Annotated in this window: 10 protein-coding genes and 1 tRNA gene; 9 read left to right on the plus strand and 2 right to left on the minus strand. The window is 64.7% G+C overall.

Annotation, left to right across the window (positions count from 1 at the left end; genetic code table 11):
• The 3 genes from gltB to pyk all read left to right on the plus strand — a co-directional run bounded on the left by gltB (position 1) and on the right by pyk (position 7650).
• Positions 1 to 4614, plus strand: coding sequence for a glutamate synthase large subunit (gene gltB, locus ACZ9J7_RS15745; protein WP_476210708.1), 4614 nt, complete (start codon positions 1 to 3; stop codon positions 4612 to 4614).
• A complete protein-coding gene (locus tag ACZ9J7_RS15750) occupies positions 4607 to 6064 on the plus strand; it encodes a glutamate synthase subunit beta (RefSeq protein ID WP_476210710.1) in 1458 nt (485 codons plus the stop codon). Before gltB ends, ACZ9J7_RS15750 begins: the two co-directional genes overlap by 8 nt.
• 77 nt (positions 6065 to 6141) lie before the next feature.
• Complete coding sequence (gene pyk, locus ACZ9J7_RS15755; protein WP_224025746.1) at positions 6142 to 7650, plus strand: pyruvate kinase; 1509 nt, start codon at positions 6142 to 6144, stop codon at positions 7648 to 7650.
• Positions 7651 to 7777: 127 nt separating this feature from the next.
• On the opposite strand, the gene ACZ9J7_RS15760 is transcribed toward pyk, so the two are convergent.
• Positions 7778 to 8383, minus strand: coding sequence for an ANTAR domain-containing response regulator (locus ACZ9J7_RS15760; protein ID WP_009358190.1), 606 nt, complete (start codon positions 8381 to 8383; stop codon positions 7778 to 7780).
• A 200-nt stretch (positions 8384 to 8583) separates the two neighbouring features.
• Between ACZ9J7_RS15760 and ACZ9J7_RS15765 the strand changes: the two genes are divergently transcribed.
• Positions 8584 to 8665, plus strand: a tRNA-Leu gene (locus tag ACZ9J7_RS15765).
• A gap of 879 nt (positions 8666 to 9544) precedes the next feature.
• Here ACZ9J7_RS15765 and ACZ9J7_RS15770 read toward each other — a convergent pair.
• Positions 9545 to 10174: a TetR/AcrR family transcriptional regulator gene (locus tag ACZ9J7_RS15770; RefSeq protein ID WP_476210716.1), complete on the minus strand. Its 630-nt coding sequence runs from the start codon at positions 10172 to 10174 to the stop codon at positions 9545 to 9547.
• A 183-nt stretch (positions 10175 to 10357) separates the two neighbouring features.
• On the opposite strand from ACZ9J7_RS15770, the gene ACZ9J7_RS15775 reads away from it, so the two are divergent.
• The 5 genes from ACZ9J7_RS15775 to ACZ9J7_RS15795 are packed head-to-tail and all read left to right on the plus strand — an operon-like array spanning position 10358 to position 17709.
• Positions 10358 to 11713, plus strand: coding sequence for an MFS transporter (locus ACZ9J7_RS15775; protein WP_476210717.1), 1356 nt, complete (start codon positions 10358 to 10360; stop codon positions 11711 to 11713).
• 31 nt (positions 11714 to 11744) lie between these two features.
• Entirely contained in the window at positions 11745 to 14417 is a 2673-nt protein-coding gene (locus ACZ9J7_RS15780; protein WP_476210719.1) for a family 78 glycoside hydrolase catalytic domain, read from the plus strand.
• 52 nt (positions 14418 to 14469) lie between these two features.
• On the plus strand, positions 14470 to 15702 hold the full coding sequence (locus ACZ9J7_RS15785; protein ID WP_476210721.1) for a glycoside hydrolase family 1 protein: 1233 nt from the start codon (positions 14470 to 14472) through the stop codon (positions 15700 to 15702).
• Positions 15699 to 16520 carry an SDR family NAD(P)-dependent oxidoreductase gene (locus tag ACZ9J7_RS15790; protein WP_476210723.1) on the plus strand — a complete coding sequence of 274 codons (822 nt, stop codon included), beginning with the start codon at positions 15699 to 15701 and terminating at the stop codon, positions 16518 to 16520. Before ACZ9J7_RS15785 ends, ACZ9J7_RS15790 begins: the two co-directional genes overlap by 4 nt.
• A 25-nt stretch (positions 16521 to 16545) precedes the next feature.
• Positions 16546 to 17709, plus strand: coding sequence for a LacI family DNA-binding transcriptional regulator (locus tag ACZ9J7_RS15795; RefSeq protein ID WP_476210725.1), 1164 nt, complete (start codon positions 16546 to 16548; stop codon positions 17707 to 17709).
• The last annotated feature ends 23 nt before the right edge of the window (positions 17710 to 17732 follow it).

Here is a 17732-nt window from a genome sequence, read left to right on the forward strand (position 1 = left end):
ATGACCCAAACTCTTAACACTCCCAGCTGGTCCGGACCGGATCAGCCTGAGGCTGCAGTGTCGCCGTTCAAGCGCTTCGCAGCCATGCCGGAGGCCGCCGGGCTGTACAACCCGGAACAGGAGAAGGACGCCTGCGGGCTCGCCATCATTGCGACGCTCCGCGGCGAACCCGGGTACGACATCGTCGATGCCGCCCTGACCGCACTGCGCAACCTTGAGCACCGCGGCGCAGTGGGCGCCGACGAGGGAACCGGCGACGGCGCGGGCCTGCTCATGCAGATCCCCGACGAGTTCTTCCGGGCCGTCACCGAGTTCGAGCTCCCGGCTCCCGGCCAGTACGTTGCAGGCACCGCGTTCCTTCCTGCCGAGCAGCGGGAAGCCGACGCCGCCAAGGCAGGCATCGAAGGCCTGGCCGCCGACGAGGGCCTGAAGGTCCTCGGCTGGCGTGAAGTGCCGGTGGTTGCCGACCTGGTAGGCGCCATGGCCCGTGCCTGCATGCCGTACTTCTCCCAGCCGTTCCTGGCTTCCGCCAACGGCGAGGAACTGGACCGCAACGAGCTGGACTCCCGCGCCTGGCGGATCCGTAAGCGCGCCCAGAACAAGTTCGGCGTGTACTTCCCCTCGCTGTCCTCCCGCACCATTGTGTACAAGGGCATGCTCACCACCGCGCAGCTGGAACCGTTCTACCCGGACCTGTCGGACAAGCGGTTCAAGACCAAGCTCGCGATCGTGCACTCGCGCTTCTCCACCAACACCTTCCCGTCCTGGCCGCTCGCGCAGCCGTTCCGGACCATCGCCCACAATGGTGAAATCAACACCGTGAAGGGCAACCGGAACTGGATGCGCGCCCGCCAGTCGCAGCTTGCCAACCCGCTGCTGGGTGACTCGCCCGAAGAGCTGTACCCCATCTGCACCCCTGGTGCCTCTGACTCCGCCTCCTTCGATGAGGTAGCGGAACTGCTGTGGCTGTCCGGCCGCCCCATCACGCACTCGATCATGATGATGATCCCGGAGGCCTGGGAAAACCACGCCACCATGGATCCGGCCCGCCGTGCCTTCTACGAATACCACTCGCTGCTGATGGAACCCTGGGATGGCCCCGCCGCCGTCTCCTTCACCGACGGCAACCTCGTGGGTGCCACCCTGGACCGCAACGGGCTGCGTCCCGGCCGCTTCTGGATCACCGAGGACGGCCTGATCGTCTTCGCCTCCGAGGTGGGCGTGATCGACGTCGAACCCTCGAAGGTGGTCAAGAAGGGCCGTGTGTCCCCGGGCAAGATGTTCCTGGTGGACACCGACGCCGGCCGCATCATCGACGACGAAGAGGTCAAGGCCGAAGTGGCCGCGGCCAACCCGTGGGCCGAGTGGGTCAAGGACAACCTGATCGACCTCAACGACCTGCCCGAGCGTGAGCACGTGGTCCACACGGCCGCGTCCGTGAACATCCGCCAGCGCACCTTCGGCTACACCACCGAGGAACTGAAAATCTTGCTGGGCCCCATGGCCCGCACCGGCGCCGAGCCCCTCGGTGCCATGGGTTCCGACACCCCCGTTGCAGTGCTCTCCAAGCGCCCGCGCCTGCTGTTCGACTACTTCGTGCAATCCTTTGCGCAGGTCACCAACCCGCCACTGGACGCCATCCGCGAAGAACTGGTTACCTCGCTGACCTGCGCCATCGGACCCAACGGCAACCTGCTGGACACCAAGCAGGTCCGCCAGCCCCAGGTCCAGCTGCCGTTCCCGGTGATCAACAACGACCAGCTCGCCAAGATCGCCAACATCGAGGACGCCGACGGCAACCGCGTGGCCATGAAGGTCCGCGGCCTCTACCGCCCCGAAGGCGGCGAAAACGCGCTCCGCGCCCGGCTGACCGAAATCTGCGAGCAGGTCTCCGGCGCCATCAACCGCGGCGTGCAGTACATCGTGCTCTCCGACCGTGACTCTAACGCCCAGTGGGCGCCCATCCCCTCGCTGCTGCTGGTCAGCGCCGTGCACCACCACCTGCTGCGCAGCGCCAACCGCACCAAGACCGCCCTTGTGGTCGAGGCCGGCGACGTCCGCGAGACGCACCACGTGGCAGTCCTCATCGGCTACGGCGCCTCCGCCGTCAACCCGTACCTCGCCATGGAATCCGTTGAGCAGCTCATCGCAGCCGGCGACGTCACCGGGGTGACCCCGCAGGACGGCGTCTACAACCTCATCAAGGGCCTGGGCAAGGGCGTCCTGAAGATCATGTCCAAGATGGGCATTTCCACGGTGGCCTCCTACACCGGTGCCCAGACCTTCGAGGCGCTCGGCCTGGGCCAGGACCTGGTGGACGAATTCTTCGCCGGCACGCACTCCCAGCTGGGCGGCGTGGGCCTGGACGTCATCGCGGCCGAGGTCTCCGCCCGGCACCAGATGGCCTACCCCGAGGGCGGCATCGAACAGCCGCACCGGCCGCTCCTGGGCGGCGGCGAGTACCAGTGGCGCCGCGACGGCGAGCCGCACCTGTTCAACCCGGAGACCGTCTTCCGGCTGCAGCACGCCACGCGTGAGCGCCGCTACGACATCTTCAAGGCGTACACCAGGGGAGTGGACGACCAGTCCACCAACCTCATGACGCTCCGCGGCCTGCTCAAGTTCAAGAACGAACGCCCCTCCATTCCCCTTGAGGAAGTGGAGCCGGTCTCCAGCATTGTCAAGCGGTTCTCGACTGGTGCGATGAGCTATGGCTCCATCTCCCAGGAGGCCCACGAGACGCTGGCCATCGCCATGAACCAGCTGGGCGGCAAGTCCAACACCGGTGAGGGCGGCGAGGATGTGGACCGCCTGCTCGACCCGAAGCGCCGCTCCGCCGTCAAGCAGATCGCGTCCGGCCGCTTCGGCGTGACCAGCCTCTACCTGACCAACGCCGACGACATCCAGATCAAGATGGCGCAGGGTGCCAAGCCCGGCGAAGGCGGCCAGCTGATGGCGCAGAAGGTCTACCCGTGGGTGGCCCGCACGCGGCACTCAACCCCGGGCGTCGGACTGATCTCCCCGCCCCCGCACCATGACATCTACTCGATCGAGGACCTGGCGCAGCTGATCTACGATGCCAAGCGCGCCAACCCCTCGGCCCGCGTCCACGTGAAGCTTGTCTCCGAGGTGGGGATCGGCACCGTGGCGTCCGGCGTGACCAAGGCGAAGGCCGACGTCGTCCTTGTCTCCGGACATGACGGCGGCACCGGCGCCTCGCCGCTGAACTCCCTCAAGCACGCCGGCGTTCCCTGGGAGCTCGGCCTGGCCGAGACCCAGCAGACGCTCATGCTCAACGGCCTGCGCGACCGTGTGGTGGTGCAGGTGGACGGCCAGCTCAAGACCGGCCGCGACGTCGTCATCGCCGCCCTCCTGGGTGGTGAGGAGTTCGGGTTCGCCACGGCCCCGCTGGTGGTGGAAGGCTGCATCATGATGCGCGTCTGCCACCTGGACACGTGCCCGGTGGGCGTCGCCACGCAGAACCCCGAGCTGCGGGCCCGCTTCAGCGGCAAGCCGGAGTTCGTGGTCAATTTCTTCGAGTTCCTGGCCGAGGAAGTCCGCGAGATCCTGGCGGAGCTTGGCTTCCGGAGCCTCGAGGAGGCCATCGGCCACGCCGAGGTCCTGGACACCCGCGACGCGGTGGACCACTGGAAGGCCGACGGCCTGGACCTGGACCCGATCCTGCACGGCCTGGAGTTCGACGACGACGCGCCGCTGCGGAACATGACCGGCCAGAACCACGAGCTGGACAAGCACTTCGACCAGCGCCTGATCACCATGGCTACTGAGGCGCTGACGGACCGCAGCCCGGTCAAGATCACCGTGGACGTCATCAACACCGACCGCTCGGTGGGCACCATGCTGGGCCACGTGGTGACCAAGACCTTTGGTACCGACGTCCTGGCCACCGACACCATCGACGTGACGCTGAACGGCACCGCCGGCCAGTCCCTGGGCGCCTTCCTGCCGGCGGGCATCACCCTGCGGCTGTACGGCGACTCGAACGACTACGTGGGCAAGGGCCTGTCCGGCGGCCGGATCATCGTCCGCCCGGACCGTACCAACGTGTTCAAGGCGGAGACCAACGTCATCGCCGGCAACGTGATCGGCTACGGCGCCACCAGCGGCGAGATGTTCCTGCGCGGCCAGGTGGGCGAACGCTTCCTGGTCCGCAACTCCGGTGCCACGGCCGTCGTCGAAGGCATTGGCGACCACGGCTGCGAGTACATGACCGGTGGCCAGACGCTGATCATCGGACGCACCGGCCGTAACTTCGGCGCGGGCATGTCCGGCGGTACCGCCTACGTCCTGGACCTGCGGACCACCCGCGTCAACAAGCAGGCGCTGGAGTCCGGCGAGCTGCAGCTCCGCGAGCTGGACTCCGAGGACCGCGACATCGTCCACAACCTGCTGGTCAAGCACGAGGAAGAAACTGACTCCCAGCTGGCGGCACGCCTCCTCGAGAACTTCGATGACACCGCTGCCCGCATCACCAAGGTGCTGCCGCGCGACTACGCGGCCGTGCTGCAAACCCGTCTCGACGCCATCGAAGAGGGCCTTGACCCCGACGGCGAAGAAGTATGGTCTCGAATCCTGGAGGTTACCGGTGGCTGATCCACGCGGATTTCTGAAAGTACGCCAGCGTGAAACCCAGCCACGCCGCCCTGTTCCCGTCCGCATCATGGACTGGAAAGAGGTTTACGAAGCGCAGGAAAAGGGCACGCTGAAAGCCCAGGCCGGGCGCTGCATGGACTGTGGTGTTCCCTTCTGCCACCAGGGCTGCCCGCTGGGAAACCTCATCCCCGAGTGGAACGACCTCATGTGGCGGGACAAGGGCGATGAAGCAATCGAGCGCCTGCACGCCACCAACAACTTCCCCGAGTTCACGGGCCGGCTCTGCCCGGCCCCCTGCGAGGCGTCCTGCGTGCTGGGCATCAACCAGCCCGCCGTGACCATCAAGCAGGTGGAAGTGTCGATCATCGACGAGGCCTGGGACAACGGCTGGGTCAGCCCGCTGCCGCCCACGCGCCTCACCGGCAAGACTGTTGCGGTGGTCGGCTCCGGCCCCGCCGGCCTGGCCGTCGCCCAGCAGCTCACCCGGGTGGGCCACACCGTTGCCGTCTACGAGCGGGACGACAAGATCGGCGGCCTGCTGCGGTACGGCATCCCCGACTTCAAGATGGAAAAAGAGCAGGTGGACCGCCGCGTCGAGCAGATGAAGGCGGAAGGCACCCGCTTCCGGACCGGCGTGTCCGTGGGCACCGACGTCACCTGGGAGCAGCTGCGCAGGCGCTACGACGCCGTCGTGGTCTGCACGGGTGCCACCGTCCCGCGCGACCTGCCCATCCCGGGCCGTGACCTGGACGGCGTCCACTTCGCCATGGACTACCTGGTGCCCGCCAACCGCGCGGTGGCCGGGGAAACCATCGACAACCAGATCAACGCCCACGGCAAGCACGTGGTGATCCTGGGCGGCGGCGACACCGGTGCCGACTGCCTGGGCACCGCCCACCGCCACGGCGCCGCCTCCGTCACTACCCTGGCCATCGGCAAGCAGCCGCCGGCCGAGCGGGCCAGCCACCAGCCGTGGCCGACGTTCCCCACGCTCTTCGAGGTTGCCAGTGCACACGAGGAAGGCGGCGAACGCACCTACCTCGCCTCCACCGTCGAGTTCGTGGGCGAAAACGGCAAGCTCACCGGGGTAAAGGTGGCCGAGACCGAGTTCGTGGACGGCAAGCGGCTCCCCAAGGCCGGCACCGAGCGGATCATCCCCGCCGACCTGGTGTTCCTTTCCCTGGGCTTCACGGGCGCTGAACCGGCCGGAATCACCGAGCAGGTTAGCGCCGAATTCGACGGCCGCGGCAACGTGGCACGCGATGGCTACTACATGACCAACACCGAAGGTGTGTTCGTTGCCGGTGACGCCGGCCGTGGGCAGTCCCTGATCGTGTGGGCCATCGCCGAGGGCCGCGCCGCCGCCGCCGCGGTGGACAAGTACCTGATGGGAAGCACCATCCTTCCTGCACCCGTCGCGCCAACGGACCGCGCCATCGCCGTCCTCTGACCGCTGACCTGGGGGATGCATCGAGGGTTCACCTCGCAGACAACTTAACCAATGCAAGAGACCAATAGGGTAGGTATATGAGACGCGCAAAAATTGTGGCTACGTTCGGCCCGGCAATTGCCAGCTACGAAAACACCCTCGCGGTGCTGGAGGCCGGCGTTGACGTCGCCCGCATGAACATGAGCCACGGTGACTACACCGTGCATGACAACACCTACGAGAACGTCCGCAAGGCCGCGTCCGACCTGAGCAAGGCAGTGGCCATCATGGCCGACCTGCAAGGTCCCAAGATCCGCCTGGGCCGCTTCGTTGACGGCCCGCACGCCCTCGCTGTTGGCGACATCTTCACCATCACCACCGAGGATGTTCCCGGCACCAAGGACATTTGCTCCACCACGCTGAAGAGCCTCACCGAGGACGTCAACGTGGGCGACGCCCTGCTGATCGACGACGGCAAGGTGGCGCTGCGCGCCATCGAGGTCGACGACGTCAAGGTGGTCGCCGAGGTAACCGTCGGCGGCATGGTGTCCAACAACAAGGGCATCAACCTCCCCGGCGTGGCAGTCAACGTCCCCGCACTGAGCGAAAAAGACGAGGATGACCTCCGCTGGGCCATCCGCCGCGGTGTCGACCTGGTGGCGCTCTCCTTCGTCCGGGATGCCTCGGACATCACCCGCGTGCACGAGATCATGGACGAGGAAGGCCGCCGCGTTCCGGTCATCGCCAAGATCGAAAAGCCGCAGGCCGTGGAGCAGCTGCCCGAGATCATCGACGCGTTCGACGCCATCATGGTGGCCCGTGGCGACCTCGGCGTGGAACTGCCGCTGGAGGAAGTGCCGATCGTCCAGAAGCGCGCCGTGGAACTGGCACGCCGCTGGGCCAAGCCGGTCATCGTGGCCACCCAGGTCCTGGAATCCATGATCGACAACCCGCGCCCCACCCGTGCAGAGGCGTCCGACTGCGCCAACGCCGTGCTGGACGGTGCTGACGCGGTCATGCTGTCCGGTGAGACCAGCGTGGGCAAGTACCCGATCGAGACGGTCAAGACCATGGCCCGGATCATCGAGTCCACCGAAGTGCATGGCCTGGAGCGCGTTCCTCCGCTGGGGACCAAGCCCAAGACCCGTGGTGGCGCCATCACCCGTGCCGCCGTCGAAATCGCCGACCAGCTGGATGCGAAGTACATCTGTACCTTCACCCAGTCCGGCGACTCCGCCCGGCGCCTCTCCCGCCTGCGGCCCATCAAGGCCGTGTTTGCCTTCACCCCGGTGGAGCACGTGTGGAACCAGCTGGCGCTGACCTGGGGCATTCAGCCGGTGCTGGTCCCCATGGTGGGGCATACCGATGAGATGACGTCCCAGGTTGACCGCAGCCTGCTGGAAATGGACCTGGTGGACGACGGCGACCTGGTGGTTATTGCCGCCGGTTCCCCTCCCGGAAAAGCCGGCTCCACGAACATGCTGAAGGTCCACAAGGTGGGCGACCTCGCCGATGCCGGCAGCCAGGGCGGCGAGCCCGGCAGCAACCGCGAGAAGCTCGGCCCCTGGCCGGAAAAGAAGAAGAAGAACCAGGCCGCCCAGGCCTAGGCTTCAACGAAAAGGACCCCTGCCGGTTGGCAGGGGTCCTTTGCGTTGTGCTGGTTTGGCTGGTTCGGTGACCTGCCAGTGCGAGGCTTGGCCCGCCTTCGTGGGTTTCCGCGGGCCAGCCGGAGCGCTAGTTGACCTGGTTGATGATGGTTTCGGCGACCTCGCGCATGCTGAGGCGGCGGTCCATGGAGGTCTTCTGGATCCAGCGGAAGGCTTCCGGTTCCGTCAGGCCCATCTTGGTGGTCAGCAGGCTCTTGGCGCGCTCGACGAGCTTGCGGGTGGCGAACTGCTCCTGGAGGTCGGACACCTCGCTTTCGAGGGCCTTGATTTCCTCGTGGCGGGAGAGTGCGATCTCCAGGGCCGGGATGAGGTCGGCAGGCGTGAACGGCTTGACCACGTAGGCCATGGCGCCGGCGTCGCGGGCACGCTCCACCAGTTCCTTCTGGCTGAAGGCGGTCAGCAGCACCACGGGGGCGATGCGGGCCTTGACGATCTTCTCAGCCGCCGAGATGCCATCCATCACGGGCATCTTCACGTCCATCAGGACCAGGTCCGGCTTCAGTTCCTCGGCGAGCTGGACGGCCTTCTCGCCGTTGTCCGCCTCGCCAACGACGTCGTAGCCTTCGCCGCGCAGGATCTCGATGATGTCGAGGCGGATGAGGGTTTCATCCTCTGCCACAATGACGCGGCGCGCCGGCTGGGACGTGGGCTTGGACTCCGTCTGTTCAGTCACGGGATCTCCTTGAAAAGGTACGGCGGGACATCACTATCTTAGGTGCCACCGCGGCTGTACTTGGCTTGCAGGGTTCGTTTGCGGCGACGGCGGCGCGATTCTGGAATTCAGCCTATCTGCATGTAGAGTAATTCCGCGTACGTGAAGCGATCGCGTTGCTCACAGTCAGCTGTGGGCGTACTTCGGCTCACGTAATCCGCGCCCGAGTGGCGGAATTGGCAGACGCGCCGCACTCAAAATGCGGTATCGAAAGGTGTGTGGGTTCGAGTCCCACCTCGGGCACAGTGTTTTCCCTCGTCAGAGGCGATTTTGCTTTGACGTGTTGACAAAGCTTGCGGTCGCGTCATCTGACGAGTTGGTCGCGGGCTGTGGCCTGGCCGCCGCGGAGCCTATTCAGGTGTGTGGGGTGGCGGGTTCAAGTCCCGGGCTGGTGGGCCTTCCGCCTGCTGTGGCTGGGGTTATACGGTTCCTCGTTCCGGTCTGTGTCGGGTGGGCTGAGGTGGCCAACACTTGTTCATGGACCAGGGGAGCGGGGACGACATGACGTCGCCGAATTGAGTGCGAAGTCTTCGCGACGGGCCCCTCTTGGACGTCACGTGAAGCCGCATGTACTCGCTTTGTCCTGCCAAAGGGGGTGTGGACAGTGTCCACACTTACGTCTGCCCTATGAGAGTCCGTCTTGTGCCCGGGAGCAGTTAGGGTACTTTTGGGGCACGAGCGGCATGTGGCGCTCGACTGCGCCCCGGAACGGCCCAGTAACCACGAAGGTCGGCGCGGGACAACGAGCGAAGCTGACTTAAGTCCTTGTCGTTCAAAAACCGTGGGGACGTGCGGCAGGCGAGGCTTTCGTCCAGGGCCTCCTCCCCGAGGCGGGGGTGCGGGCCTGCTGCCCGGCATAGTCATCGCTGACTATCGCTTGGCAAAGCATCCGTTCCGGTTCATTCCCGCTGTTGTGGGGCAGCCAGCGGGTTTCGTCGTTGACGGCGTCGCCGTCGAGGACTTCGTAGCTGCGGCTCGCTGTGACGTCAGAACTGTAATGCTGGCTTCGCTTTCGAAGCCAATCATTCGCACCTCCCGCGGCTTAGTGTGAGCAAACCGGGAGTCATCGTCCTATTGAGAATCACCACTGTCCGCTGTTGGTAGAAGACGCCCGCCGGAGGCCTATTCGGTTTGCTCTGGTGTGGCGATGAACTGCATGAGGGTGTCCATGAGGTGAAGTGTCGGCCGTTGGGGGTCGAGGAGGAACTGTATCCGGAGTCCGTCGACCATCGCCATCACCATGGTTACTTTGTCGTCTGCGCTGAGTTCTTTACTGTCCTGCGTGGTGGCGAGTCTCTTGCTTGTGAAGTGTTGGCGCATGCGTTCTCGGCGGGCGATGAAGAAATCGTGGGCGGGGTGGTTGGGGTTTGTTGCTGCGATGGTGATGGCCAGCCAGTTCCGCAGCTGTTCAGGGTGGGCAAATTCCTCCTGAAGGATGTTGCTCATGACCTTTTCCTTGGGCACCTTGGATTCAAGGATGCGTCGGGCGAACTCCTCGTCGTCGGCGTCGCGTTGGGCGAGGGCTGACAGTAGGAGGTCATCCTTGGTGGCGAAGTGGCGGAGCAATGCTGCATGGGTCAGGTTTGCCCGGGCAGCAATATCGCGCAGGGATGCCCTTTCGTAGCCATGCTCGGCGAAGCTTGCTGAAGCGGCCCTGACGATTTCCGTCCGTCGTGCGGGCGTTGACGCGTACGGGCCGCGCCGTCGTGAAGCGGCCTTCGTCCCGGTCTCTTGCTCTGCAGTCGCGGTCACGGAGATCGTCTCATTTCTGATGCTCGCTTTTCATTGGTGAGGGTATTGCCAATTGTAACCATCGTGACTACTATTTCTCGAAGACTAACCACAGTGGTTACTATTTACTTGGCTTTCGACACAGTTGTCGCCCGGAGTCTGCGTTGCCGCAGGGCTGGAAGCCATTCGATTAAGGAGTCATAGGTGACTACGAACGAACACGAGGCTTCTCGTTTCGCTGGCGGGGTTGCGGCCGCGCAGCCGGTGCCCGGCAACCAAAATCCCGGCGAAGCCTCCGACGCTGTTAAGGCCCTCCCCGAGGAACCTCAGTCACCTGTGAGCAGGAGCTACATTCTTTGGCTGATGCTCGCCAGCTTCGGGGCATCCATCGCCATGATGGTGCCGCTCTCCTACGGGATCGCGGTTCGGATCAGCGAACTGGCTCCAGGCCATGAAGAGGTACTTGGCTATATCACCGGTACGGCCCAGCTGATCTATCTGGTCATCAGCCCGATGGTGGGTATCTGGAGCGACCGGATGCGGTCCGGTTTTGGCCGCCGTACCCCGCTCATCTTCCTGGGGACGGGCATCGGTCTGGCGGGTCTGGTGGTGATGGGGCTTGCCCCGGACCTGCTGATCGTGGGAGCGGGCTGGGTCCTGGGCATGTCCGGCTGGTCCATTTCCGGCGCCGCGATCCAGAATCTGATGGCGGACAAGCTTCCGGACCAGCAGCGCGGGCGGGTGTCAGCACTGACATCCCTCATGACCCAGATCGCGCCCGTGCTGGGTATCGGGGTGGCCTACGCCGTTTCGTCGAACACGCTGCTGGTCTTCGTTATCCCGGGCGTGATTGGCGCGGTGCTCCTGGCTCTGTTTCCGATCATCAAGCCGGAGGGCAGCTCGAAGGACCTTGCAGTAACTTCGCAGGTCACTGCGAAGTCGGTGGTGGCCAGCTACGGCTTCAACGTGCGCAAGTATCCCGACTTCGCTTGGAACTGGCTGGGCCGGTTCGTGTTCTTCATGGGGTTGTACTTCAACACCACCTTCGGCACCTTCTTTTACGCACAGCGCCTCAATCTCCCCGTCCGGGAAGTGGCCGGGGTCGTCGCCACCATCGGCATGCTGGGCGTGGTCGCCGCAGCGGCGGGCGCGCTGCTGGGCGGATTCCTCTCGGACAAGCTGCGGCGCCGCCGGCTGTTCGTGATGGTCTCCGCACTCCTCTTTGTCGGGGGAGCCCTGGCAGAGGCAACCGCATGGTCACTGCCCCAGCTGATCATCGGCGCCGTGCTCATGCAGACCTCGATCGCGGTGTTCGCAACAGTCGACCAAGCCATTATTTTCGCGATCCTGCCCAACCGCACCGAAACCGGCCGATACATGGCAGTCGTGGCGTTCGCCCAGAAAATCCCGAGCGCCGTCGCCCCGCTCATCGCTTCGCTGGTCATCACGATCGGCGCCATCGGGGCGGAGAAGAACTACACGCTCCTCTACCTCACGGGCGCCATCCTGGCCCTCCTAGGCGGCACAGTGATCGCACTCAAGGTCAAATCAGTCCGCTAGCACCGGCCACATCCAGGAAGAAGGACCACCCATGGGCGCACAGCCCTACAATCTGGCCGTCGACAGCGGCGGAGACAAGTTCCCCGTCACGGGGCCTGCCCCCAGGCTGTCATGGAAGACTCCGGCAGATATCACCGCTCCGTACGAACTCGAGGCGACCATCGACGGCGCGCTCCAGCCCACCGTAACGACGGACCAGCGACTGTACGTGTCCTGGCCATGGCAGGCTCTGCGCAGCGGACAACGCGTCCAGTGGAAGGTCCGGGCAGCAGCCCGGGATGACTGGTCTGAGTGGTCCGGGTTCGAAGCCGGGCTGCTGGACACGGATTGGACTGCGTCCTGGATCTCCCCGGTTGAGCCGGAAGACCCTGGCTACGGTCAACGGCCTGCCTACGTCCTCAGCACCTCCTTCGAAGTGCCGGGCGGCGTGAAGTCCGCCCGCCTCTACGCCACCGCACTCGGCGTCTACACAGCGGCGCTCAATGGCGAACGGGCGGGTACCACGGAACTGTCCCCCGGGTCGACGTCGTATGACCGGACCCTCTACGCGCAGGCCTTCGATGTGACCTCCTCACTGGTGCCCGGAAGCAACCGTCTGGACATTGAACTGTCCGACGGCTGGTACCGAGGCCAGGTGGGTGCCTTCCGGCTGCCCGCCGGCTGGGGCACCACCCTCGGGACACGTGCACAACTGCACATCGAACTCACCGACGGCACACGCCGGGTCATCCTCACGGATGGCACGTGGACGAGCACACCGTCGACGACGACCCGCGCCGACCTGATGGACGGTCAAAGCGTTGACTTCGGCAAGCCTGCTGAACCAACGACAAAAGTACTTGTGGACCTGGTCCAGGCACCTCCGATCGACTGGTCGCCTGCTCCGCCGGTGCGTGTCATTGACTCCCGTGCGCCGAAAGACGTGCGTGAGGTCAGGCCGGGCGTTTGGGTGGCAGATTTCGGCCAAAACGCGTCCGGGTGGATCCGGCTCGGGGACCTCGGAGCGGAAGGCACGCGGACGGTGATCGAGTACGGAGAGCACCTTGGCCCGGACGGGGACCTCTCGACCTCCCACCTTGATTCGCACCGGCCGGGAGAGCCGGCAAGAATCTTTGCCCAGCGTGATGAAGTGACAGCAGGACCGGCGGCCGCAGTCTTTGAACCCCGGCACACGGTCCACGGCTTCCAGTACGCTCGCATCAGCCGCGGGGGAACTACATTGGATCCTTCGGCGCTGTCGATGCAGATTGTTCACACGGACCTTCGCCGGACCGGCGAATTCTCGTGCAGCAATGAGGACCTCAACCGCCTGCACAGCATCGGGGAATGGAGCTTCCTCGGGAACGCCGTCGACGTCCCGACCGACTGCCCCACCCGGGAACGGCTGGCCTGGACGGGGGACTACCAGGTGTTCATTTCGACCGCCACCAGATTGCGGGACGTGCTCGGCTTCAGCCGGAAATGGCTCAGGTCGGTGCGCGACGACCAGCTCGAGGACGGACGGATCGCGAACTTTTCCCCCGACGGCCGCCGGATCAAGAACAACCTGGATGACCAGTTCGCGATGATGACGGGGTCCGCCGGCTGGGGCGACGCGATTGTCGCGGTTCCCTGGGCCCTCTACGAGGAGTACGGGGATGAGGCGGTTCTGGCCGAGAACTGGGACGCCATGGACCGATGGGTCCAATGGGCCCTCGAGAAGGCACGCACCACCCGCCACCACGCCCGCGCCCAGCTTGCACCCGACCCGGAACCCTTTGAGGAGTATCTCTGGGACGGCACCTTCCACTGGGGCGAATGGACCGAGCCAAAAAAGCGCGACGCCGACGGGAACCTGATCGACCCCGTCCAGGACAAGCCGATGGCATGGTTCATGGAAGATAAGGGCGAGGTGGGCACGGCATACCTCTACCGATCCGCCGGCACGCTGGCGCGCACGGCACAGGTGTTGGGACGCGCAGTAGAGGCAGAACGGTATGCGGGCATCGCGGAGTCCGTCCGGAAGGCGTGGCAGGCCGCCTATCTTCATCCGGATGGAAACACTGCCACGGACAGCCAGGCCAGCTACGTCCGGGCGCTCTCATTCGGCCTCCTGCCCGACCATGCCCGCGGGCCTGCCGCCGACCGGCTCGTCGAGCTGATCCGTTCCGAGGACATGCATCTCGGAACGGGTTTCCTCTCCACGGGAGACCTCCTGCCGGTTCTCGTTGAGGCCGGCCGGGAGGACGTCGCATACGAGCTGCTCCTGCAGCGCAGCTCGCCGTCGTGGCTGTACATGGTGGACAAGGGCGCCACCACCATCTGGGAGGCATGGGAAGGAATAGATGAAGAAGGTAACGCCCACGAGTCCCTGAACCACTACAGCAAGGGCACGGTCCTCCGGTTCCTCCATGAACACACGCTCGGCTTGAGACAGGGTTCAGGTTCGGTGGGCTGGAACTCCGTTCTCATTGCCCCAACCCCGGGCCCAAGCCTCACGTGGGCACGCGGGTCGCACGAGACACCCAACGGAACCATCAAGGTTCACTGGCAGCTCGACGGTGACGAACTCCGTATCGACGCCGACATCCCGGCTGAAACCAAAGCCCGGATCGTCTTCCCCGACGGAACCGAATACACCGCTGGCCCCGGCAGGTTCCGTGCGGCCGGCGCCTTCGCGCAAACAAGCACAGCAGACCCGAGCCGCTCAGCGGCACCAGTTTAGGAAACCTGGCCGCCCAAGGGCACCAGGACCAACACTCACAGAAGAGGATGATATGACTACTTTCCCCGACGGCTTCCTATGGGGCGCGGCGACTGCCGGCCACCAGATTGAAGGCAACAACGTCAACAGCGACTGGTGGGCCCGCGAACTGACCATGCCCGGGATGGAGCTTTCCGGCGATGCCTGCGACAGCTACCACCGCTACCGGGAGGACATCTCCCTCCTCGCCGACGCCGGTCTGACGTCCTACCGGTTCAGCCTCGAGTGGTCCCGGATCGAACCCGTCCCCGGACACTTTTCCAAGGCGGAGCTGGCACACTACCGCCGGATGATCGAGTACTGCTTCGAGCGTAACGTGACCCCTGTCGTCACCTTGCAGCACTTCACCACTCCGCAATGGTTTGCGAACGACGGCGGCTGGCTGGCTCCGGATGCGTCCGAAAAGTTCCAGCGGTATGTCACCGCAGCCACGGACATCCTGGACGGGGTTGAGTGGGTGGTCACCATGAACGAACCCAACATGCAGGCAGCGATCATGACCGCCATGCGCAGGATGCAGCAGACGCAGGGCGGCCAGTGGCAAAGCCCCACCGTCGAAGGTGAAGGGGAGAAGAAGCAGACGCACGGTGAGTTCCTCACATATGCGGATCCCGAAATCGGTCGCAGCTTCACCACCATTCACCACGCCGCCCGTGACGTCGTCCGGGCACGCACCAACGCCAAGGTCGGATGGACCATCGCCGCCGGCGCCCTCACCGCTGCCCCCGGCGGTGAAGAGAAGCTCCTTGAAATCAGGTACGGCAAAGAGGATGTCTACTGGGAGGGCAGCCGGGGCGACGACTTCGTCGGTGTCCAGGCCTACTCAAGCCAGGAGGTGGACGCCAACGGCTTGGTCCCGCACCCGCCGCATCCCGATAACACCCTCGTCGGCACCGCGTACCGCCCCGATGCGCTCGGCATGGCCGTCCGCCATGCCTGGGAGATTACCGGGGGTGTTCCGGTCCTGGTCACGGAGAACGGCATTGCCACGGCCGATGACGAACAAAGGATTCGCTACACCACCGAAGCACTGTCTGGCCTCCTCGAAACCATGGCTGAAGGTATCGACGTACGCGGATACCTTCACTGGTCACTTCTGGACAACTTCGAGTGGGGACACTGGGAGCCCACCTTCGGCCTTATCGCCGTCGACCGGGAAACCTTCGTCCGCACCCCCAAGCCAAGCCTGGCGTGGCTCGGCCGCGTCGCCCAGCACAACGCACTCGATGCCGGGGTCCTCTCATGACAGCCGCTTTCGCCGACGTCTCCGCCGCACCCCTCGCTGACCTCCTTTCCCTGGGCGGGCGGCACGCGGTCGTCACGGGCGGGGCTCAGGGGCTTGGTAGGGCCACAGCTTTTCGGCTGGCAGAGGCAGGCGCCAACGTCCTTATCGGTGACATCAACGCGGACCGGGCACGTGCCACGGCGAGAGATATTACTGCCCGCTTCCCGGTGCGGGCACTCGGCGTCGCCATGGACGTCACCGGCTCCGAATCCGTCCGAGCCGCCGCTGCGACGGCGTCCGAAGAATTTGGTGGCATCGACATCTGGGTGAACAACGCCGGGATCTTCCCCAGCGTTCCGGTCCTTGAAACACCGGACGGCACCTGGGAGCAGGTCTTCGCCGTGAACACGCGCGGCGTCTTCAACGGATCTCGCGAAGCCGCACGTCAGATGACCGGCGGCAAACGCGGTGGGGTGATCATCAACATCGTCTCTACCGCCGGTTTCGCGGGCACGGCTCCCGGGCTATCCGCCTATGTTGGATCGAAACACGCCGTCCGCGGAATGACGAAACAGATGGCACTCGAATTCGCACCCCTCGGAATCCGCGTCCTCGGAGTCGCCCCCACCTTCGTGCCCACCGAGGGCAACATGGCTGCCGCGGCAGCAAACCCGCCAAGGGAAGACTCCGGCCATGCCACGGCGGTGATGACCAACAGCCTCATCGGCCGCATAGGCACCCCGGACGACATCGCACGCGTCGTCCTCTTCTGTGCAAGCGACCTGTCCACCATCATGACCGGAAGCACCCTCCTCGCCGACGCAGGACAAACCATCTGATCAGCAAAAGACACGGGGAGGAGAATTGAATGACCGCATCCACGCAGGGAATGGGGGTTCTGCCCTGAAAAGTGCTCCGCTTTTTTACCACGGGTCAACTAGCCAAATCAGCAATGTCGTAAAACCCATGAGCAGTAGCGACGAACCCGAGGAATCTCATTCGAATGTGAGCGCACTTAACGAGAAAGGCGGTGAGAGAAAAGCCTCGGCCACGATTTACGACATTGCAAAAATCGCCGGCGTTAATCCCTCAACGGTCTCTCGAGCACTCAATAAGCCAGGAAGGGTGAGTGCGAAAACGCAGAAGCTTGTCGCTGATGCGGCCGAAGAATTAAACTTCCGCGCAAATCCATTCGCTCGCGCACTTCCAACAGGGCAGACCAAAAACTTGGGATTGATCGTTGCGGACATCACTAATCTAACGTTCTTCGAAATTATCCGGGGGGCGGGGAGGTCTGCTGCGCTGCATGATTACACTCTGGTGCTTGCGGAGTCGGCTGAGTCGGGGGCCGCGGAATTGACGGCAGCCCGTCGCATGCTCGGGACTGTAGATGGCCTCATCCTCGCCAGTCCCCGCATGGACGACGAGGATATTCGGATCCTCGCCCGCGACAAGCACGTCGTGGTGATCCACCGGGAGATTGAGGGCGTCACGTGTGTCATTCCGGATGCAGCAAAGGGGATAGGCCAGGCCGTGCGCGCCCTGGCCTCTCAGGGCCACAAGAAACTGGCATTTGTCGCCGGCCCTCCCCGCTCCTGGATGTCGGACCGCCGGTGGGAGGGTATTCAGGCGGCGTGTGAATGGTCAAGGCTGGCAGCCACGCGGCTGGAGTCCATGAAGCCCACACTGGAGGGCGGGCGCCGGGTAGCGCGGGCGGTAAGGGAAAGCGGTGCTACCGCCGTCATGACCTACAACGATCTCCTGGCCATAGGTTTAATGCAGGAGCTGCAGGCCGCGGGAATAGACGTGCCCGACGCCGTCAGCATCGTGGGCTTTGATGACATTTTTGGCGCCGATTTCACCACCCCATCCTTGACGACCATTCGCTCCCCGCTGCGCGAATGCGGATCTTTGGCCACCCGGCTGATGCTGGACCTCCTGGGCGGCTCTCAAGGCGAAACCCAAACCCTGCTCACGGATACTGAACTCGTCCTGCGCGGCTCCAGCGGGCGCCCGCTGAGAGCATGAGGTGCCGCCAGGCTGCGCCGTCG

The organism is Pseudarthrobacter sp. TE9888, assembly GCF_056279345.1.

Excerpts from the sequence above, each read along its gene's own strand:
- gltB (WP_476210708.1), top strand. The coding sequence starts at position 1 with ATGACCCAAACTCTTAACACTCCCAGCTGGTCCGGACCGGATCAGCCT.
- pyk (WP_224025746.1), top strand. The coding sequence starts at position 6,142 with ATGAGACGCGCAAAAATTGTGGCTACGTTCGGCCCGGCAATTGCCAGC.
- ACZ9J7_RS15780 (WP_476210719.1), top strand. The coding sequence starts at position 11,745 with ATGGGCGCACAGCCCTACAATCTGGCCGTCGACAGCGGCGGAGACAAG.
- ACZ9J7_RS15785 (WP_476210721.1), top strand. The coding sequence starts at position 14,470 with ATGACTACTTTCCCCGACGGCTTCCTATGGGGCGCGGCGACTGCCGGC.
- ACZ9J7_RS15790 (WP_476210723.1), top strand. The coding sequence starts at position 15,699 with ATGACAGCCGCTTTCGCCGACGTCTCCGCCGCACCCCTCGCTGACCTC.